The 18,406-nt window shown below is 55.2% G+C and carries 20 protein-coding genes; 11 read left to right on the top strand and 9 right to left on the bottom strand.

The genetic code is table 11. The annotated features are described in order from the left end of the window. Positions 1-64: 64 nt before the first annotated feature. Both HPY58_12415 and ypeB read left to right on the top strand, forming a co-directional pair. Complete coding sequence (locus tag HPY58_12415) at positions 65-574, top strand: spore cortex-lytic protein (protein NPV30424.1); 510 nt, start codon at positions 65-67, stop codon at positions 572-574. Positions 575-587: 13 nt separating this feature from the next. Beyond that, the gene (gene ypeB, locus HPY58_12410) at positions 588-1,946 is read left to right on the top strand and encodes a germination protein YpeB (GenBank protein NPV30423.1); all 1,359 of its coding nucleotides are present in this window, start codon (positions 588-590) and stop codon (positions 1,944-1,946) included. A gap of 76 nt (positions 1,947-2,022) precedes the next feature. Here the strand turns inward: ypeB and HPY58_12405 are convergent, their stop codons facing one another. The 8 genes from HPY58_12405 to HPY58_12370 all read right to left on the bottom strand — a co-directional run bounded on the left by HPY58_12405 (position 2,023) and on the right by HPY58_12370 (position 8,458). Continuing rightward, positions 2,023-2,769 (bottom strand): SIMPL domain-containing protein, encoded by a 747-nt coding sequence (locus HPY58_12405; protein NPV30422.1) that lies wholly within the window; start codon positions 2,767-2,769, stop codon positions 2,023-2,025. Between the two features lie 57 nt (positions 2,770-2,826). Continuing rightward, complete coding sequence (locus tag HPY58_12400; GenBank protein NPV30421.1) at positions 2,827-3,927, bottom strand: hypothetical protein; 1,101 nt, start codon at positions 3,925-3,927, stop codon at positions 2,827-2,829. Beyond that, on the bottom strand, positions 3,906-4,550 hold the full coding sequence (locus tag HPY58_12395; protein ID NPV30420.1) for a sigma-70 family RNA polymerase sigma factor: 645 nt from the start codon (positions 4,548-4,550) through the stop codon (positions 3,906-3,908). Before HPY58_12395 ends, HPY58_12400 begins: the two co-directional genes overlap by 22 nt. Before the next feature lie 322 nt (positions 4,551-4,872). Then, on the bottom strand, positions 4,873-5,313 hold the full coding sequence (locus HPY58_12390; protein NPV30419.1) for an Hsp20/alpha crystallin family protein: 441 nt from the start codon (positions 5,311-5,313) through the stop codon (positions 4,873-4,875). Positions 5,314-6,064: 751 nt separating this feature from the next. Continuing rightward, positions 6,065-7,039 carry an MBL fold metallo-hydrolase gene (locus tag HPY58_12385; protein NPV30418.1) on the bottom strand — a complete coding sequence of 325 codons (975 nt, stop codon included), beginning with the start codon at positions 7,037-7,039 and terminating at the stop codon, positions 6,065-6,067. Next, a complete protein-coding gene (locus HPY58_12380; protein ID NPV30417.1) occupies positions 7,020-7,376 on the bottom strand; it encodes a hypothetical protein in 357 nt (118 codons plus the stop codon). Before HPY58_12380 ends, HPY58_12385 begins: the two co-directional genes overlap by 20 nt. Next, positions 7,369-7,737 carry a DUF2304 domain-containing protein gene (locus tag HPY58_12375; GenBank protein NPV30416.1) on the bottom strand — a complete coding sequence of 123 codons (369 nt, stop codon included), beginning with the start codon at positions 7,735-7,737 and terminating at the stop codon, positions 7,369-7,371. The genes HPY58_12380 and HPY58_12375 overlap by 8 nt, the downstream gene beginning before the upstream one ends. Beyond that, positions 7,727-8,458 (bottom strand): glycosyltransferase family 2 protein, encoded by a 732-nt coding sequence (locus HPY58_12370; GenBank protein NPV30415.1) that lies wholly within the window; start codon positions 8,456-8,458, stop codon positions 7,727-7,729. The genes HPY58_12375 and HPY58_12370 overlap by 11 nt, the downstream gene beginning before the upstream one ends. Before the next feature lie 132 nt (positions 8,459-8,590). Here HPY58_12370 and HPY58_12365 point away from each other — a divergent pair, with 132 nt between their 5' ends. Further along, the gene (locus tag HPY58_12365) at positions 8,591-9,988 is read left to right on the top strand and encodes a hypothetical protein (GenBank protein ID NPV30414.1); all 1,398 of its coding nucleotides are present in this window, start codon (positions 8,591-8,593) and stop codon (positions 9,986-9,988) included. Here HPY58_12365 and HPY58_12360 read toward each other — a convergent pair. Continuing rightward, positions 9,906-11,261, bottom strand: coding sequence for a phenylacetate--CoA ligase family protein (locus HPY58_12360; protein NPV30413.1), 1,356 nt, complete (start codon positions 11,259-11,261; stop codon positions 9,906-9,908). The two genes, HPY58_12365 and HPY58_12360, sit on opposite strands and share 83 nt — an antisense overlap. A gap of 398 nt (positions 11,262-11,659) precedes the next feature. Between HPY58_12360 and HPY58_12355 the strand changes: the two genes are divergently transcribed. From HPY58_12355 to HPY58_12320, 8 genes are all read left to right on the top strand, one after another. Further along, positions 11,660-12,481: a polysaccharide deacetylase family protein gene (locus HPY58_12355; protein ID NPV30412.1), complete on the top strand. Its 822-nt coding sequence runs from the start codon at positions 11,660-11,662 to the stop codon at positions 12,479-12,481. A gap of 586 nt (positions 12,482-13,067) precedes the next feature. Then, the gene (locus HPY58_12350) at positions 13,068-13,343 is read left to right on the top strand and encodes a hypothetical protein (GenBank protein NPV30411.1); all 276 of its coding nucleotides are present in this window, start codon (positions 13,068-13,070) and stop codon (positions 13,341-13,343) included. Further along, positions 13,324-14,004, top strand: coding sequence for a nucleotidyl transferase AbiEii/AbiGii toxin family protein (locus HPY58_12345; GenBank protein NPV30410.1), 681 nt, complete (start codon positions 13,324-13,326; stop codon positions 14,002-14,004). The genes HPY58_12350 and HPY58_12345 overlap by 20 nt, the downstream gene beginning before the upstream one ends. Before the next feature lie 205 nt (positions 14,005-14,209). Next, positions 14,210-14,704, top strand: coding sequence for a polysaccharide deacetylase family protein (locus HPY58_12340; GenBank protein ID NPV30409.1), 495 nt, complete (start codon positions 14,210-14,212; stop codon positions 14,702-14,704). Positions 14,705-14,990: 286 nt separating this feature from the next. Next, positions 14,991-15,404 carry a transcriptional repressor gene (locus HPY58_12335; GenBank protein ID NPV30408.1) on the top strand — a complete coding sequence of 138 codons (414 nt, stop codon included), beginning with the start codon at positions 14,991-14,993 and terminating at the stop codon, positions 15,402-15,404. A gap of 27 nt (positions 15,405-15,431) precedes the next feature. After that, on the top strand, positions 15,432-16,643 hold the full coding sequence (locus HPY58_12330; protein ID NPV30407.1) for an HD domain-containing protein: 1,212 nt from the start codon (positions 15,432-15,434) through the stop codon (positions 16,641-16,643). Positions 16,644-16,865: 222 nt separating this feature from the next. Further along, positions 16,866-17,582 carry a nitrite reductase gene (locus HPY58_12325; GenBank protein ID NPV30406.1) on the top strand — a complete coding sequence of 239 codons (717 nt, stop codon included), beginning with the start codon at positions 16,866-16,868 and terminating at the stop codon, positions 17,580-17,582. Between the two features lie 3 nt (positions 17,583-17,585). After that, positions 17,586-18,044: a hypothetical protein gene (locus HPY58_12320; GenBank protein ID NPV30405.1), complete on the top strand. Its 459-nt coding sequence runs from the start codon at positions 17,586-17,588 to the stop codon at positions 18,042-18,044. Positions 18,045-18,406 lie beyond the last annotated feature (362 nt).

The following is an 18,406-nucleotide window of genomic DNA, read 5'->3' as shown; positions in this document are numbered from 1 at the left end:
AAAAGACGGTTCTTCCGTAAACTAAGGAATGTTAACAATCATTCCAGATTAAGGAGGTTTCCGGATGGGCTTGCCTTTGCGTTTAAAAATTTTCTGCGGCCTGGTTTTTCTCCTTGTTGTTCTGGCCGCCGCGTTCGGCTCTTCCTTCTTGGTGGCGGATGTCCTCATCCCGCCCGGGGGAGGGGAGGTTCGTGTTGCCGAGGCGGCGCCGGAGTCGTACTGGGACAATTTGTGGCTGCTGGCCCGCGTCATTCAGGGGGAGGCAGGGGATGAACCTTTTCTTGGAAAGGTGGCGGTGGGGGCTGTCCTGCTCAACCGGGTGCGGAGCGGCTCCTTCCCGAATACCCTGGCGGGTGTGGTTTTTCAGCCTCTTGCCTTTGAATCTGTTGCGAACGGGCTGATCTGGTGGCGCCCCCCCTCTCTCGAGTCCATCCGGGCGGCAGCAGCGGCGCTGGCCGGGTGGGACCCTACTTACGGTGCCCTGTATTTCTGGAATCCGGCAAAGCCGGTCAACCCGTGGGTCTGGACAAGGCAGATCATCACCCAAATCGGGCGTCACATTTTTGCAAGGTAAGGAGGAGATTGAGATGAAGTGGACGCGCCAAACCGGAGCAGTTGTGGCGCTGGCGGTTTTCTGGGGAGCGACTGCTTTTTGGGGGATCGGCCAGCTGCGCGCCCGGCGCCAGGCAGAGGCCCTGCTCCAAAACAAGTACAACCGCGCCTTTTACGAATGCCTGCAGAGGACGAAAAACGTAGAGGTCCTCTTGTCAAAGGGGCTTGTCAGCGCCTCCCCGGAGCAGATGGATACGCTCTTTTCCGACCTCTGGTACAATTCCAATGCTGCCCAGGAAAATTTGAACCAGCTTCCGGTTTCTCATAATGTGATTGCCAGAACTGCAAAGCTCTTGACGCAGGTTGGGGATTATGCTTACTCCCTGGCCAGGCGCAACCGGGGCGAACCGCTCAAACCGGAGGACTGGAGGACGATGGAACAGCTGTACAGGAAGGCCGGCGTCCTGACCCGGGAACTCACCTCAATCGAGCGGGAGGCATCCTCCGGGAGGTTTCGCTGGACCGAGGTGAAGCAGGGACTCGCCCGGCAGCTGCCCCGGGAGCCTGTTGCGGCCGCAGACCACAGCTTCCGGCGCGTCGACACCCAGCTTCAGGAGCTCCCCGTCCTGGTCTACGACGGGCCCTTTTCCGACCACATAGAGCGGATGAAACCCCTTGGACTTACGGGAAAAATAGTTACCGCAGAAGAGGCAAAGGAGATTGCCCGCCGCTTTCTCGACCCGGGCGGGGCGCGCATCCGGGGGGCGAGAATCGCAGGCCAGATCCGGGGGAAGATACCCGCCTACAGTGTCGAGTTCCGGGTGGGAGAGAGGCCCTGGGAGATCATCTCTGTTGACGTCAGCAAAAAAGGGGGCCACGTGGTTTACATGCTCAACCCGCGGGCCGTCCCGAAGGCGAAGCTCAGCGACGAAGAGGGAAAGGCGCGCGCCCAGGCGTTCCTGGCCTCACGGGGTCTTCTCAACATGGTGCCCACGTACACCTTGCGGGAGCAGAACATCCTGACCGTTTCGTTTGCCTACCGGCAGGATGGAGTTGTGATTTACCCGGATCTGATCAAGGTCCAGGTGGCGCTTGACAACGGACAGGTTTTGGGGTACGAAGCGCAGGGTTTTCTCACCTCCCACCACCAGAGGACCCTCCCCGCGCCCCGGGTGACCCTGGAGGAGGCGCGAAGGCGTTTGAGCCCCCGCGTGAAGGTGGCGGCAGAACGGTTGGCGGTGATTCCCACCTCGGGCCAGCAGGAGGTGCTGACTTACGAGTTTAAAACCCAGCTGGGGAAGGATATTTTTCTGGTCTACATCAACGCCCTGACCGGGGATGAAGAGCACATCCTCAAACTGTTGAAAGTGCCCACTGGAACCTTGACCCTTTAACCTGGACTGTGATGAGAAAAGCCCGGCTTCCGGCCACCCCGCAAGCCGGGCTGCAGACGTACACCTGCCGGGGATGCTACTTAATCCGGAAGGTGATGGTGACGCTGGCGCGCACCTGAAGTTCACCCGGTTCAATGGGGGTTGGGGCGCCTCCCGCCTCGATCATTTTCGCCTGCCGGATTGGAGGCTGGTAGTCGCTGCCTGTGCTCTCCTGCACCGATAAGACCCCTGTCAGCCTGACGCCCAGGGCCTGGGCGATGGCTTCTGCCTTCAGCCGGGCCTCCCGGCAGGCATTTTGCAAGGCTTCCCGCTGGGCGGCGGCGGGATCTTTTTTAAGAAATTCGATGCTTTCCACCTTGTTGGCGCCTGCTCTGACGGCCGCATCAATTGCGGTTCCCACCATCCCGGTGTCGTCCAGGGTGACCAGGAGCGTGTTGCTGACCCGGTAGGAAACTATCGTGGGGGGCTTGTTTTCCTCCGGTTTCGGGTAGTGGTACTCCGGCCAGATGGAATATTCCCGGGTTTCGATTTTTTCTTTTGGAACCCCGGCTTTCACCAGCGCGCCGATGACTTTGTTGGCAAGTTCCGCATTTTCCTGCTGGGCCTCCTTTGCGGTGGGTGCCAGCGTAAGCACCCCCAGGCTTACCTTTGCCTGGTCGGGTTTTACGCTTACCTGGCTGCTGCCGGTAGCCACGATCTGGGGCTGCTGCTCTTCAGCTTTCGCCTGGGCAGGGTCGCCCAGCAAAACGCCTCCAAGCAGGGAGCCCGCGGCCAGCAGGGTGGTGAGCAGCAAAATAAAGACCGCTCTTGTTTTTGTTTTCATCTCAAACCAGCTCCTTTCACATTTTTCGCTTTTCGGTTTGCCGGCCAGCCTCCCTGGCTAGTGAATGGAATCGGCTACCTTTTTCAGCTCTTGATAGGGAACGGTTCCGGACAGGACCAGGAGAAAGCGGCGGTCCTCCTTCTGGGCATACCAGGCGATTTTGCTCTCACCCCCTGCTTCGTGGCGCGCCCTCTCCGCGGCGGGAAAAAGGGTGTCCACCCCTTCCTGATACTCGAAAGAGCCGGCTGGAATTATTTCCAGGCGGATCCATGCTCCGGTGTCGGAATTGACATAGGAAATCAACAGCGATTCCTGAGCTGCAGGTGCCTCCCTCTCGATTTCCTGCTTCTCTGATCCAGGCTCAGCCCCCCCTCCTTTGCTTCCTGGAGAAAAAGAAAGGCTTTCGAAGACAAAGCCCGCGGGCAAGTAGGTAGGGGCAAAGGGGATCTTGAGTTCTCCTGCACTTTTTGGGATCCCTGGATTAAGGGGTTCCGGCTCCGGCTCAGGTCCTCCAGGCCCGAAAAGAATCTCTCCTTTTTCGGGCACCTTCCGCATTCCCCTGCTCCCTTCAATCTGCTTGCTTCTTGGGGTATTCCCCTGGAGGCTCTTGTGCTGAGGGGTTGTTGCCGCGCTTTCTTTTGAAAAAAGCGGCAGTTTCGCGCCCGGCGGGGGTTCTTGCAGTTTTCCATCTTGAGGGACCTCGGGAGCGGGAGAAGTGGTTTCTAAAGGCTGCTGATTCTTGCGTTTCACTGATTCCTCTGCCGCCTTATGTGGCGTGGTTATACCGCGGTGCAGCGGGGAGAGCAGATCAAAGGCGGTACCGTAGAGGAATGCCAGGACGAGAAAAACGGCCAGAACCGGGGCAAGCCAGGGTTTCACCAGGATCTTGCCTAAAGCGGAAAATAAAGGCGGAAATAATTGGGGACTCTGCCGGGCGGAGCAAATTTTTTCCATAACCTTTTTTGTAAAACCGGGGGCGAGTTCCGGAACCGGAAATCCAGCCCGAATCTTTGCGGCCTCCTGGATCCTGTGGTTGAGGAGCTCCCTGCACGTGCTGCAGCATTTAAGGTGCTCTTCAACCCGCGCCCGCATGCGTTCCTCCAGTTCCCCGTCGAGATAGAGATCGAGGATCTTTACTATTTCCCGGCACGGGAGCATGTTTTCACCTCCCTTTTCTGCTGCTCCCTTCCCCCGACGGCCCGTTCTTCACCGGGTTTTCCCTCAAGCAAGGCCCGGAGTTTCTGCCTCGCCCGGTAGAGCCGGACCTCCACATTGTTGCGGTTTGTCTGGAGAATGAGGGCGATTTCTTCATAGCTGAGTTCTTCAAGGTAGCGCAGGATAATGACCAGCTGGTCAAGGGGCTTGAGCCTTTTCAAGGCAAGAGCGACCTCCGTTTTGGCCTCTTTCTCTTCCCAGGCAGCTTCGGGATCCGTGTAGTCCCTGCCCGCTTCGCTTCTTGAGGAGGGATTGAGGTTGAGAAACTGATCCCAGGAAAGAAGCTGGTGTTTTTTCAGGCGCCGCAGTCTGCTCAGGGCGAGGTTGGTCGCAATCCGGTAAAGCCAGGGTTTGAACGGGCGCGCCTGATCGTACTGGGAGAGGTGTTGGTAGCATTTTAAGAAAGCATCCTGCGCCACGTCCTCGGCCTCCTGCCAGTCTCTGAGTAAACGATAGATAATCCGGTAAACCGCCTGCTGGTAACGCTCCACAATTATTTCAAAGGCCCGCAGATCACCCGCGCGGGTCTGCCGGACCAGTTCCTGGTCTGAGGGATACTCTTTCATTGCTTTCCGCCTTTCCCAGCCTGGGCTCTGCTTTTAATACGCAGCCGGTTATGGAAATCTTACAAGGTTGTAAGGCTTCGATTTGCCTGGAGGCGCGGTCGGACTTTTTGCTGGCTGGCCTTTATAATTCGAGCAAGTTTGCTCAGTTTGCTCAGTTTCCCCTGAGTCAAGGAATTTAGCCAGATATTGGAGGCAGCTTTTCGGGGCGGTTGTTGCGGGGAGGGGATCACCAGGGAAAATGGGGGAGGAAAAAGTTAAGGCAAGAAAAAAGAAAAAGGGGTAGGAAACCACCGGCCGACGGCAATAACCCACCCTTTTCTTTTTACTCGGTCTCGATTTTGAGGGTCCGGCCTTTGGGGACCTCTGCTTTCGGGAGGATTATTTCGAGGACGCCGTTCTTAAAGGTAGCTCTGGCCAGTTCGGGTTTGATTGGGACCGAAAGGGGAAGGGAACGGGCGAAAGATCCGTAGCTGCGCTCGCGCACGTGGTACTCCCCTTCTTTTGTTTCCTTTTCTTCTTTGACTTCTCCCCGAATGAAAACTGCGTTTTCCTGGACGGTAATTTCGACATTTTCCGGGCTGTAGCCGGGCAGGTCCGCCTTTATCACGAACTCTGCACCGCGGTCGACCACGTCCACAGAAGGCTTCCATTCACCCCAGCCTGGAATGGGAAGGCGGCGGGTGATGGTTTCATCGAAGAGGCGGTTGATTGCCTCCCTGAAAGAAGCCAGTTCCCGCCAGGGATCCCAGCGCATCAAAGCCATCTGACCAACCTCCTCAGAAATTTTAAAGTAGCTTCCTACCCCCAATTTTGTCCCGTTCTGCTGCATTTTAATTATAGAATCTCCTGGTACTGATGTCAAACTATGCCAGAAGTTGGACAGACGGGCCGGGTGGCTGCAGGCCCCTTAGGAGGGGCGAAGGGATCCGAACCTTGTGAGGGGTTTCAGGAATAAAAAGATGAGATTCCCGGGGCAAAATACTCTTGGAGTTTGCAGCAGGCCTTTCCTTCCCCGCCTGGGAAGGGGAGTAGACTTTTGGAGCCCTGTCCCATCCGGAGGAGTATGCGATTGACGAAGGGGTGTGGCGCACCAGCACTGCCCTCTGATCAGCTATGAAGTGAAGGGGGGGGCGAGCCGCCTCCATTGTCGAAGCCCCGCGAGGCTCCCTTTTTCGCCGCTACTGTTTGAATGAGCAGGGATTTGTCGAAAAGCGCGGATTATCTGATTTTCCCCCTCTCGCCTCAAACGGTAAAACTCATCTTAATATGAAAAAAATCGTCAAATTTTTCAGAATTTACTTGCAGGATTTTTGTGGTTTTAATAGAAAAAATAAACTAGCAAGCTTATTATCAGGCCATCTCCAACCCTTCCTATAGGGAACCGTACTCTTTCGCGCGGTTCCCCCCTTTTTTTAAGAGTTGTGAAAGAGTCGCGCCTGGTCTTCTTCATCTCACAGGCTCCATGCGCTGGCACATCCTCCAGCCATTTGCCGTAATACCGTTCAGAGGCGCCGTCAGGCGCTTCTTTTTCCGGCAATGTAGCGTACCAGCCCGTGGATGTTGAGCTCAAGGGAAAGCTTTATTTCTGCAGTTATTTTGCCTAAAACTTCCTGGGGGATTTCCAGCACTTCCCGGAGGAGCCAGTTGTAAAGGCGGGTGCAGGCGGCTGCTTCATCCGCCTCCTCTTTTTTAAGGCTTTCCGCAAGCTCGAAGGCTCTTTCCACGACGTTCCGGTATTTTGCCAGGAGGCGCTCTGTTTCCGGGGATGCTCCGAAGTGGGAATAGTAGAACCATTTTGGCTGAAAAGCAGCCAGCTTATCCGCGCTACGAAGCGCTTCTTGCGGCTCAAAGCGCGGGGGCACCATCGCGGGAAGGAAGATCTCGTATTTTTGGTGATCCCGCACGTGGTCGATTTTGACGCCCAGGGAGTCCCCGACAAAGATTCCGTTTGTGAGGTCGTCGTGGATGCAGATGCAGTGGGAGGCGTGACCCGGAGTCTCCAGCAGGGTCAGGGTTCTCCTGCCCAGCGGAATTTGCCGGGAGTCCCTTGCAGCCTCCATCTTTTCCTCGGGGATGGGGAGGAACTCGCAGGGATGGAAGGGGTATGCCATGCGGGCCTTTCGTGTAGCCGCCTTCAGGTCAGCAGGGGCTGCGAGGTGAGGAGCGCCTCTCGGGTGGACGATCACCCGGGCGTCTGGAAAAAGCTCCAGGAGCCAGCCTGCACCCCCTGCGTGGTCAACGTGGATGTGGGTAAGAATGATGAACTGCAAATCGCGCGGTTCGAGGCCGGTTTCCTGCAGGCCCAGAATCAGGCGCTCCCTGCTGTGCGCCGCTCCCGTGTCAATGAGGGCGGATCTTTCATCACGCACAAGATAAACTGAAGTCCGGTTGGGGATTCCCATGTCGAAGGCATCGATGAGAAACACTCCTTCTGCTACTTCCCGAACAGCCAGCTTGGACCACCCCTCCTCATAATCCGCTTTTAGCAATCAGGTAGATTCCAGTAAAGATCAGGAACCCGCCGAGCCACCCTGTCCAGCTCACCTTTTCGTGGAAAAGCAGTACCCCGGCTGCCATTCCCAGAATGTAAGCCAGGCTCTGCAGGGGATAAAGGGTGCTCAGGGCGGCGCGGGAAAGCGCAACCAGCCAGATGACTGTGGCTGCACCAAAAAGAAGAATTCCGCCCCAAATCCAGGGAGAAACAAAGAGACGGGGGAGCGCGCTCAGGTCGAGGCTGCCGAGCCGGTTGACCCCCGTTTTCCAGAGAATCTGGCCCGCCACCAGAAGAACGACATTGGCTAGCACCAGCCCCAGTGTTTTATACAACTTCTTTTTGCTCCCTTCCTTTTTCTTTTGCAAGTTCGTAGCGCAGCAGGGCGACTTCCTGGGCCAGCCGGACCACCCGCCTGGAGAGCTGGGAGAGCACCACCGAGAAATGGAGCAGGAGGACAAAGCAGAACATGATCGCCACGAAAAATAAGAGCGAAGGGGGGTAATAAATCTTCAGGATTCCGGCCAGCCGGTCCAGCAGGGAAGGCCCGAGCGCGAGCACGATGATCACCAGGGCGGCGAAAAGCCAGAGAAGGGCGTAACGCTCCTGCAGGCTCCCGTTCCGGACCAGCCTGAGTACCAACAGTAAGAAGAGAAGGGCAATGATGACGGCGCCGGTGTAGATGTCAAAATGCATTTTTTTCGGTCCCCCACTTGATGTTTTTAAAAATGGCGAGAGATACCTTGAGCATGTAATAGAGAGAGCGCCCCAGCGTAATAGAAGATGAGCCGTGGGCGCGTTCCAGCATCCGGACCGGAACCTCTTTCAGCCGCTTCTTTAAGAAACAAAGCTGGGCAAGGACTTCCACCTCAGGGTAGTCGGTGGGATATTCCTGCGCGAAAAGATGGATTAATTCTTTGTTTGCGGCGCGATACCCGCTCGTGGTATCGGTAATCAGGCGCTTGTAGAGCAGGGAAATAATCGAAGTAAAAACAAGCATCCCCAGCCGCCGCAAAAGCGGAACGCGGTATCCGGCACTGCCGAGGAACCGGGAGCCCAGCACAAGGTCTGCCTCGCCGGCGAGCAGCGGCCGGAGGAGCTGGTCCAGGCAGGCGGGATCGTGCTGGCCGTCTCCGTCAACCTGAACCGCAATGTCGTAATTGTAGGTTGCGGCGTAGCGGTAGCCGGTTTGGACCGCCCCTCCGATGCCCAGGTTAAAGGGAAGATTGACAACCTCGGCTCCCGCTGCTGCGGCCGCCTCACCCGTCCTGTCCTGGGAGCCGTCGTTGACCACCAGCACGTCGACGCCCTGCAGTTTCAGCTCCCGGACCACTTCCCCCACCGTCTTCTCTTCGTTGTAGGCCGGGACGATGGCCAGCACCCGCGTTTTCCCCCGCGTGCACTCCTTATTCTTCATTTCTTGAACACCACATCTCACCAATTTTTTCACCCGGTTACTTTTCGCCCCTTAGTGTCTTAAATCCTGCCGGTGCTGTACAAATCTTTTCCAGAAATATATAATCAAGTTCGGGGCAAGGTGGTGGTGGGGGTGCTTTTCCAGAGGTTTTTTCGCACGTTTTTCCGCCAGGAAATTCTTTTTTTCCAGCTTCTCTGTCTTGCTCTGGCTCTGCGGTTTTATGTGGTTGCCGTACAGGGCCCGTCTCTGGAGCTGGGCTCAGATGATTTAATGTACCGGCGGAGCGCCAGGATCCTTGTTGCTTGCTACAGATTCACCACGTTTGACCCCGGCCGTTCCAGCGCCTACGTGATGCCGGGATATCCTCTTTTTTTAAGCATCTTTTACATCCTCCCCGACTTTCTTCCCCGGGAGTTGTTAATCCGGATTGCCCAGGGTCTCCTGTCCGTGCTCCAGCTCTTTTTTATAGGGATGATCGCCCGGAGGCTCACCTTGGGGCCCTGGGGGCTGCCGGCCCTTGGGGCCGCCGCCCTTTACCCGCCGCTGGTGGCGCTCCCCGGGTATTTTTTGACCGAAAGCCTTTTTGGCCTCCTGACGACCGCTGCAGTTTATTATAGCCTTGATTTCCTGGACAGGCTGAATATTTCCGCCGCTTCCTCCGGCGGGCGCGCCTTGCTGCGGCACGCTTGTTTGCTTGGCCTCCTCTGTGGATTTGCGGCTCTGGTTCGTCCCACCGTTCTCCCTCTCCCGGTTTTATGTTTGGGGGCGATTTTTCTCCGTTCTGGAGGAGGGCGCGCCAGAACCGGATTCTTGTACCGTCTTTTCGAGAGAGAGAGGTGGCGCCTGGGTTTTGTTCTTCTCCTCTGTTTCTGCCTGCCCTTGATCCCCTGGTGGCTGCGGAACGCCGTTGTTTTCCGGCAGTTCATTCCCCTTTCCTCGGAAGGGGGTTCTCCCCTGCTGCTGGGAACCTATCCGGAGGGGCTGCACCGGGGTTATGCTCCCGACTGGCCCTCCAGCAAAAACGAAATGGAGATGAACAGGGCGCGTACAGAGCTTGCCTGGCAGCGCATCAAGGCGGGCTTCACCCGGGAGACCGGGAAGTACCTGCATTACTACCTGATCCGGAAGCCCTATTTCCTGTGGATTGTCCCCTTTTACCCCCGGACGGTGCTGGGAATTGCGGGTTCTTACTTTCTTCCTTTTCAATTCGCTGTTTTCATTCTGGCGGTTCTGGGGGCCGTTCTCCTGGTCCTTTCCCGGCAGGGAGCAGGCGTTCTGCTAACCGCCTTTCTGGCCGCCTACACCCTGGAGCACATGGTCTACTTCAGCTACGGGCGCTACGGCCTCCCTTTGCTTCCGCTGGTCTTCCTCCTTGCAGCGGTTCCGCCTGCCAGAATCAGCCGGTACCTTCTTTGCTCTGTAGAGAAATGTAATTATCCTGTAAAGCTCAAGAAAGTGGAAAAAGACGCTTCGCGTATTGAACCTTGCCGGACGGAGAAGGCGGTATGGCCGGAACAAACTCCAGGGTGATATCTACCTCCCCAAGCGCCTCGAGAATCTTGTTTTTGAAAAATTCAACCTCCTGTTCGGCGAAATTTTTTCCTTTTACTATTTTCAGGATGACCGCGCGGGGCGCGGACTGGACCAATTGAAACTGTCTGATTCCGTCGAGATTGCGGGCGATGTGGTTGAAGAAGTGGCCGTGGATGAATTCGCCGTTTCTACCCACGAAAACGTCGTCCTCCCGGCCTTCGATATTTCCCATGAGAGGCAGGTTCACCCCGCACGGGCACCGTTCGGGTGAGAGTGCTGCGAGATCTCCTAGCTGGTAGCGGAGGCGGGGCATTGCAAAATTGTTCAGGTCTGTTACCAAGACCAGCCCTGTTTTTCCTGTTTCTGCCGGCTCTTTGGTTTTCAGGTCGACGATTTCTAAATAGAGGTTTTCGGCGCTGATGTGCATCCCTCCGCAGGGGCACTCGTAAGCGATAATTCCGCCGTCCCGGGCGCCGTACTCGTTGACTGCTTTGCAGTTGAAAAAACTTTCGATTGCAGTGCGCATGTCTTCGTGAAGGGTCTCTGCCGTAGAGACAACTCCTTTTAAGCGTGGTTTCAGCTTTATTCCGGACTCGGAGGCGAGTCGGGCGAACAGGGCAAGAGCCGAAGCGTACCCGTAGATGTAAACGGGCCGGAGCGAATTGATTTTTTTCGCGTATTCTGCCAGACCTTCGGGTTTCATTCCGTAAGCAGGGATGATGATCCTGTTTTTAAGGTATCTTTCTTTCAGGTAATAGAGAAGCTGCTGGTTCTGGCTGAGCTCCAGGGGGGAACCCCAGATCATCGCCGAAGGGTCTCCGATTTCGATGCCCCACCAGGAAAGGCCGCGCCACCTTGCCGCTTCGTAGTGCTCTACAGTTGCCCGGTCTAAATAAAACCTTACAGGTTCCCCGGTTGATCCCCCGGTTCGGTTGAGAATCAGGTTTTCCGGCTTTTGTCCTTGAGCCAGATAGAGATTGGTGTTCTCAATGAAGTTCTGTTTGGTTAAAATCGGAAGTTGTTTAAGCACACCTTCCGGTTCCCGTTCAACTTGGTCGAGCAGGTAGGCGAAGGGCTGGTAGGCGGGAACCCTGGCGAGGCAGTGACGCAGCAGCACCGCGAGTTTTTTCTGCTGGAGGCGCCTGATTTCGTCCGGCGGGAGGAACTGGGTTTGCTTTAGATAGGACAGGTATTGACGGATTTTGTTTCCTTTGAACCTTTCCATGGCAGGGAAGGCGAGGTATTTGATTAACGCCTTGTTCAAGCTCATTTTCTCAACCGCCCTGATTTTTTTATCTTTTTTCCTGGCAGGCAGATGCCGCAGTTTAATTAGATTTCAATTTAGATTCTCCTTCAGGAACCGGTTTTCCTGGATTTTTTATCTCTTGAACACCACATCTCACCAATTTTTTCATCCTGTTACGTTTCGCTCCTTTGTGTCTTAAATCCTGCCGGCGCTGTACAAATCTTTTCCAGAAATATATAATCAAGTTGAATTGTCTGTCGTCGGGGGTAGATAGTTTGATAAATACAAGCAAGGGCAAATTTTTGATGGCAGCAACCATATTGTTGTTGGGTTGTATATTTTTCATTGATAGTCTTCATGCTACGAGGCCTTCCTGCTTAAAACAAAATAGGGCTCAAGGGGCGGTAGCTTCCGGGCGCCAGGTGGCGGCGGTTTTCTTTCACCAGATACAGGAAAAGCCGGGGCCCTATACCGTTTCTTTAAAAGAATTCCGGGAAACGCTCGACTCCCTACAAAGGGCCGGCTACGTTTTCATCGCTCTGGACCAATTCCTTGCTTTTGTTGAGGGGCGGGGTGATGTGCCGCCTGGCGCCGTCCTCCTGGCGGCAGACGACGGGTACGAGGGCATTTACAGTCTGGCTTTTCCGGCCCTGAAGGCGCGCCGAATCCCGCTGGTTGTCTTCCCCATCACCAAATGGCTCGCCCCGGTGCGCCGGGAGGAGCTCCACCTGCCGAAGGTTTCTCCGGAGCAGCTGCGGTTGATGGCAGCGAGCGGGCTTGTTGCCGTGGGTTCCCACACCCACGAGGGGCACAGTACCGTTGGCGGACAGCCGTACTACCAGGCAAGACTCCATAGTCCCTGGACGGGCCGGCCTGAAACCGGAGACGAACGCCGGGCCCGGATCTGGAACGATCTTGTGGTATCCCGCGCTGTTCTCGAGGAGATCGTGGGGAGGCCGCCGTCCGCGCTTTCCCTGCCCTTCGGTTGCACGGGCAGGGAGGTCCGGGAGGCCGCCCGGAGGGCCGGTTTCCGCTGCATTTTTGCCGGGCGGGAAGGATTGGTGGACCGGAAAACCGACCTCATGGACCTTCCTCGCGTCAGGTGGGAGCGGGGGCCGCTCCTCAAACAATTAAAAAATCTCGGCCACCAACCCGGACTCCCCCGGTACAAGAAAGAGAAGCGTCAAAAACAGGCGGAGGGTTATTTTCCACAAAGCTCCTTCGCCTCTTTCATTCATGGTTAATAACGTAGCGGTTGCGCTTGATAGTAATAAGATGATGCCCAAAGGCTCCCCTTACTGTTCCAGTGGCAACCTGGAGACTAAGGGAGTTTCCTGGCGGGATAGACTGCGGCACAAGGAAAGGCCAGGCTGTAGGCCAAACAAGGGGACGGTTCTCATGTTTGCGCAAGCAAGTAAGGTAAGTGCCGAAGCACGAAATCAAAAAAATTAAGTGGTAGACCGGTTAATGTTCTGCACCAGATGGAAAAACCAGAGCGGGATAAAATCTTGCAGAAAATCAAGGAGATAGAGGGGAGTAGCCTCAGACAGATTGCGAGGATAACATAACAGGGTTGACTGTTAAAATAAAGCCTGAAGGGGACAAACAGCAGAACCGTCCCCCTGTTTGTCTGTCCCCCTGTTTGTCCGAGCAGAATAAATTCGGGAAAATGCCTGTAGTGTGAACTGCAGTAATGAACCTTGCATTTTCAGGTCAGTCAGCGCTTATTGCAACCTGCACCTCCTTTAGGATAAAATACCCTCAAGAAAATTCAAGAGGCCATCTGAACCTCCGCTTCTACCTCAAAAACTAAATGAAAGGAATGACCTGATGGTTGAGTCCACGATAAACGCCCAGACGCGCGGCCGCCTGAAAGAGGAAAGGCTCGCGGAAATGCTGAGAAACATGAAATTCAACAAAAAGTACGCTGCCCAGATCTTCAACTTCTTTACGGACGTTCCCCTCCAGGATGTGGCGAAGTTCGCCTCAAGGCACGGAGTTTCAGACGAAGTGCTGGCGGCCTACTACGAGAGATACATCAGAGAGATCTACCCGAACCCGGACTTCGAGGAGATGGTATACCTGGATGTGGAAGAAACTCTTTAAAAAGGCGGTCCGCCTTCTGGACGCCTCCGGGATTCCCCGTAGCGAGTGGAGCTTCGGAGGAGGAACGGCCCTCGCCCTTCACCTCCATCACAGGGAAAGCAGGGATGTCGACATTTTTTTTACCGATGCCCAGCTTCTTACCTTTTTGACCCCGCGACTCAACAGAGCGGCGGCAGAGATCGTCCGCGACTACGTGGAGGGTTCCAGCTTCCTCAAACTGAAGCTCGCAGAGGGAGAAATCGACTTCATTGTGGCTCCCAACCTCACCCGAAGACCTCGCCGGGAAAGCGAAGTTGAAGGGGAATCCGTGTACATAGAAACCCCCGAGGAGATAGTAGTTAAGAAACTCTTCTATAGAGCAGAAACGCTGAAGACGAGGGATGTCCTGGACGTGGCTGCAGCCTACAAACGCAGAAGAGAGGACCTGCTGAGAGAGGCGTTCCCGCTGACGGCGAGAGCCGAAGCTCTCGAGCGGCGGTGGGAGAAGCTGAAAAAGGTATACCCGACAGAGGCCGCCGGGCTGCTCCTCCTTGAGCCGGAACTGTTGAGCGAAGCACCGGAGCTTCTGGAGTCTTTCTTGAAGGAATTGAAAGTGCTTGCCCTCAAGGAAAAAGATAGGCAAACAAGGGGACGGTTCTCATGTTTGCGCAAGCAGGAGTAAGTGACGAAACACGAAATCAAAAAAATTAAGTGGTAGACCGGTTAATGTTCTGCACCAGATGGAAAAACCAGAGCGGGATAAAATCTTGCAGAAAATCAAGGAAATAGAGGGGAGTAGCCTCAGACAGATTGCGAGGATAACATAACAGGGTTGACTGTTAAAATAAAGCCTGAAGGGGACAAACAGCAGAACCGTCCCCCTGTTTGTGCTTGTGTGCTTGGCAGCGAGCGGGCTTGTTACCGTAGGTTCCCACACCCACGAGGGGCACAGTACCGTTGGCGGACAGCCGTACTACCAGGCAAGACTCCATAGTCCCTGGACGGGCCGGCCTGAAACCGGAGACGAACGCCGGGCCCGGATCTGGAACGATCTTGTGGTATCCCGCGCTGTTCTCGAGGAGATCGTGGGGAGGCCGCCGTCCGCGCTTTCCCTGCCCTTCGGTTGCACGGGCAGGGAGGTCCGGGAGGCCGCCCGGAGGGCCGGTTTCCGCTGCATTTTTGCCGGGCGGGAAGGATTGGTGGACCGGAAAACCGACCTCATGGACCTTCCTCGCGTCAGGTGGGAGCGGGGGCCGCTCCTCAAACAATTAAAAAATCTCGGCCACCAACCCGGACTCCCCCGGTACAAGAAAGAGAAGCGTCAAAAACAGGCGGAGGGTTATTTTCCACAAAGCTCCTTCGCCTCTTTCATTCATGGTTAATAACGTAGCGGTTGCGCTTGATAGTAATAAGATGATGCCCAAAGGCTCCCCTTACTGTTCCAGTGGCAACCTGGAGACTAAGGGAGTTTCCTGGCGGGATAGACTGCGGCACAAGGAAAGGCAGGCTGTAGAGGCATCAAAAGACACAGGCTGCGGCTATTTCATCGAATGTCTCAATGATTGCAATTTAATTACTTTTAATCAATAATAATTACAAAAGCGTATTTATTGTAGGAGCCAGATATCTATGGGAGCCAGTACAAAGAATTTCGGCGAAAAAAAGAGGATGGCCTTGTCGGAAAAGCTGAACCGGCTGGGGTTGAAGGCAACTCCCCAACGACTGGCAATTCTTGAATTTCTTGACGGCAATACGTCGCATCCTTCCGCGGAGGAGATCTACCAGCGGCTTAAGCCGCTCTACCCGTCCCTTTCCCTGGCAACAGTCTACGGCACGGTGGAAACCCTCGCAAAAGCGGGGGAACTGCAGGAATTGAATATCGACCCGGTGCGAAAACGTTTCGATCCCAATCCCCAGCCCCACGGTCACTTCCTCTGCCGGGGCTGCGGCAGGGTTTACGATATCGAACTGGATTTTCCCAGGCTGGACTTGCCCAGGGAGCTGGGCGAATTTCTGGCGGAGAGCTACGCCGTCAACCTGTACGGCATTTGTCCCGGTTGCCGAAAGAAACGCCAGAAATAAGGAATGCACGACACAAGGTGATAAGCCATGAAAATTAATCTCGTAAGATTGCTCCTGAACCTGTCCCACAGTCTCGATTTCGCCGGCACGGGAATCACGCACCACCACAAGCGGGTTGCGCTGATGTCCCTGCAGCTGGGAAAGTCCGCCGGGCTGGGCAAAAATGCCCTGTTTGAGCTTTTCAAGGCATCCATCCTGCACGATGCGGGGGCGGTGACCTGGCGGGAAAAGCTGGATCTGGCAAGCTTCGATATTATGGACACATACGATCACTGCTTGCGCGGTTATAAGTTATTTTCCAGCGGGTTCCTCGATTCCATCGCCTGTATCGTCCTCTCCCACCACGATCGCTGGAAGGGAGGAAACCAGACAGGAAAGAGCAGAACGGATATACCGCTCGCCAGCCGCATTATTCACCTGGTTGACCGGGTTGATGTCCTGCTCCGGAGCGATCTCAACATACTCGACCAGCGCCGGGAGATTTTAACCCGCCTGCGGGAACTTGCAGGGGAGGTGTTCGACCCGGATCTCGTCTCCCTGTTCGAAAAGCTTTCGAATAAGGAGAGTTTCTGGCTGGAGCTGCAGTCGCCCTGGATAGACGAGCACCTGATCCCCCTCATTCCTTACCGTTCCATTGCCGTAGAAACGGGCGATCTGCTCAAAATAGCGGAATTGTTCGCCAGGATCATCGACGCCAAAAGCCCTTTTACCTATGGGCACTCCCTCAGGGTCGCCCGGACAGCGCGCCTCCTCGGCCAAAAAACCGGATTGCTGCAAGAAGACTGTGCCTTGCTGGAAGTTGCAGGTTTGCTGCACGATCTCGGAAAAGTAACCGTTCCCGAGGAGTTGCTTGAGAAGCCAGGTGCCCTCACCGAAACCGAGTTCAATATCATTAAACAGCACCCTTATTACACCTACTGGTGGCTGAAGACGGCAGCCCCGCAATCGCCCCTGGCGGAATGGGCGGCGTTCCACCACGAGCGGCCCGACGCCAATGGTTATCCTTTTAGAAAGACCGGCAGAGAGCTGGACCTGCCATCCCAGTTGGTTAGAGCCGCGGACATTTTTACCGCCCTCAGCGAAGAGCGGCCCTACCGGCATCGCCTTAAATGGGAAGAAGTTGAAGGCATTTTGAATCTGCAGGTAAAAGAACGCTTAATGGAAAGGAAAGTTGCAACGGCCCTCTTGTCGAGCAAGACCGAACTTGCCCCGTTTTTCGAGTCGGCATCTCCCGGTTAAATAAAGTGATGCCGACGGGGCTGTGGTAACTGTTGCATTTTTTTGTCCATTAAATTATAATGATTACAAAATTGGATTTGTTCCAATAGCTGTTTTAGATTACTCTGCGCCTGTAAATGCGGACAACTATGCTCTCCACATGAAAAAAAACATAAAGGATAATATTTTTGCTTCCAGTTGCTTGACAGCTGGACAGTATTCAAATAAGAGGAGTGATCAAGAGTGGGAGACGCCATTTTCAGACAACGTTCAGGGGTCCTTGGCGTCGGAATTGTATCCAAATGCGGGCTGCTGACCCCGGCACAGCTCGCCGGACTGGGGAAGCTGGCGGAAACAACCGGTTGCCAGTACTGCAAGATGACCACCCGCCAGACATTGATCTTTTTAATACCGTCGGACAGGCTGGAAGAACTGAGAAAAGGAGTTGCCGCGCTGGGTTTGCGCATCGGGGTTTTTGGAGAAATCGTTCGCAACGTCAAGGCCTGCGCCGGCAACAAAGACTTGTGCCAGCGCGCCCTCAGCGACGTTTTCAGCCTGGGTGGGGAACTGCAGGAGAGGTTTATGAACCGCCCCACACCCCGGGATTTTAAAATCTCCGTTGCCGGCTGCCACCGGGGCTGTACGGACCCGTACTGCGCCGATTACGGCATTGTAGCCACAGGTGAAGATGCGTACAGCATCTACCTCGGGGGACGGGGGGGAAGCCGGAAGCCGGTACACGGAACGCTGATAGCCGAAGGTATTAACGGCGAAGGTGCCGTTGCTTTGCTGGAAGCCATTCTCGAGACCTATACGGAATGCGCCGAGCCGAAAGAGCGGATCTGCAACACCATCGAAAGGGTCGGCCTCGAAAGGTTTCTTCCTTCCGAAGATTTCCTCGCGAAGTACCGCAGCCAGGAAGAAAGCGACTTTCTCAGCTTTGCCGGACTGGGGGGTTGAGCCGTGGCTTCCGGAGACATCAACCTCGAAAAGGTACGGGCGGCAGTGGACCGCTGCTGTAAAACCGAAGCGGAGTGCAACAAATGCGAAAAGGTCAGCTGCCTGATCGGGTACTGCCAGATAGCCCTCGACTATTCTCAACAAAAGCACTCCTTTAGAATTCCCGGGGGCACCCGGCATCTTCCCAGGCGCGACTTCCGGGCCTACTACCAGCCCGACCTGATCCTTGCCCTGGCAGAGGTGCTGCTGCAGTGCCAGGGATGCCGCGACAACCACGAAGAGGAATGCGTCATTAACGTCACCCGCAGCGCCCTGGAACTGGCCTTGCTGGGGGAAAACATCAATTACGAGGGGATTGCACTCCTCTATCTGATGCAGGTCAGCCGGCTCAACCCGGACATCGGCAAGGAACTGCTTCAGTTATACGAGCAGAATAAGTTCGGGAAAATGCCTGTAGTGTGAACTGCAGTAATGAACCTACACAAACAAAGGCACACACAAACAAAGGGACGGTCCTCATGTTTGCGCATCCAAACAAAGGGACAAACAGTAGAACCGCCCCCCGTTTGTAAGCCATGAAGGGGACAAACAGCAGAACCGTCCCCCTGTTTGCCCCCTGTTTGTGCCCCTGTTTGTGTTTGTGCCTTTTTGAACCGTACCGGTCTGTAAGAAAATCAAACGAAGTTCGGTAAAAATCTATGGAACGCTTTTCTTCAGGAAGGCAGGAAGTTAAACAACTAAGGGTAGGAGGAGGACCATGTTTTTTGTAAGCAGGCGGGATTTCTTCTTAAGCTGCGCCCTTTTGTTGCTTGCCGTCTTCCTGT

This window comes from Bacillota bacterium (genome assembly GCA_013177945.1).
Taxonomy (GTDB): Bacteria; Bacillota; DSM-12270; order Thermacetogeniales; family Thermacetogeniaceae; genus Ch130.
Note: the sequence above shows the minus strand (reverse complement) of the source record. Positions and strands in the feature narration are given on the sequence as shown.

Bases quoted from the DNA above. Each gene is read 5' to 3' on its own strand.
- HPY58_12415 (NPV30424.1), top strand. From the start codon at position 65: ATGGGCTTGCCTTTGCGTTTAAAAATTTTCTGCGGCCTGGTTTTTCTC.
- ypeB (NPV30423.1), top strand. From the start codon at position 588: ATGAAGTGGACGCGCCAAACCGGAGCAGTTGTGGCGCTGGCGGTTTTC.
- HPY58_12405 (NPV30422.1), bottom strand. From the start codon at position 2,769: ATGAAAACAAAAACAAGAGCGGTCTTTATTTTGCTGCTCACCACCCTG.
- HPY58_12400 (NPV30421.1), bottom strand. From the start codon at position 3,927: ATGCTCCCGTGCCGGGAAATAGTAAAGATCCTCGATCTCTATCTCGAC.
- HPY58_12395 (NPV30420.1), bottom strand. From the start codon at position 4,550: ATGAAAGAGTATCCCTCAGACCAGGAACTGGTCCGGCAGACCCGCGCG.
- HPY58_12390 (NPV30419.1), bottom strand. From the start codon at position 5,313: ATGGCTTTGATGCGCTGGGATCCCTGGCGGGAACTGGCTTCTTTCAGG.
- HPY58_12375 (NPV30416.1), bottom strand. From the start codon at position 7,737: ATGCATTTTGACATCTACACCGGCGCCGTCATCATTGCCCTTCTCTTC.
- HPY58_12370 (NPV30415.1), bottom strand. From the start codon at position 8,458: ATGAAGAATAAGGAGTGCACGCGGGGGAAAACGCGGGTGCTGGCCATC.
- HPY58_12360 (NPV30413.1), bottom strand. From the start codon at position 11,261: ATGAGCTTGAACAAGGCGTTAATCAAATACCTCGCCTTCCCTGCCATG.
- HPY58_12350 (NPV30411.1), top strand. From the start codon at position 13,068: ATGGTTGAGTCCACGATAAACGCCCAGACGCGCGGCCGCCTGAAAGAG.
- HPY58_12345 (NPV30410.1), top strand. From the start codon at position 13,324: ATGTGGAAGAAACTCTTTAAAAAGGCGGTCCGCCTTCTGGACGCCTCC.
- HPY58_12335 (NPV30408.1), top strand. From the start codon at position 14,991: ATGGCCTTGTCGGAAAAGCTGAACCGGCTGGGGTTGAAGGCAACTCCC.
- HPY58_12330 (NPV30407.1), top strand. From the start codon at position 15,432: ATGAAAATTAATCTCGTAAGATTGCTCCTGAACCTGTCCCACAGTCTC.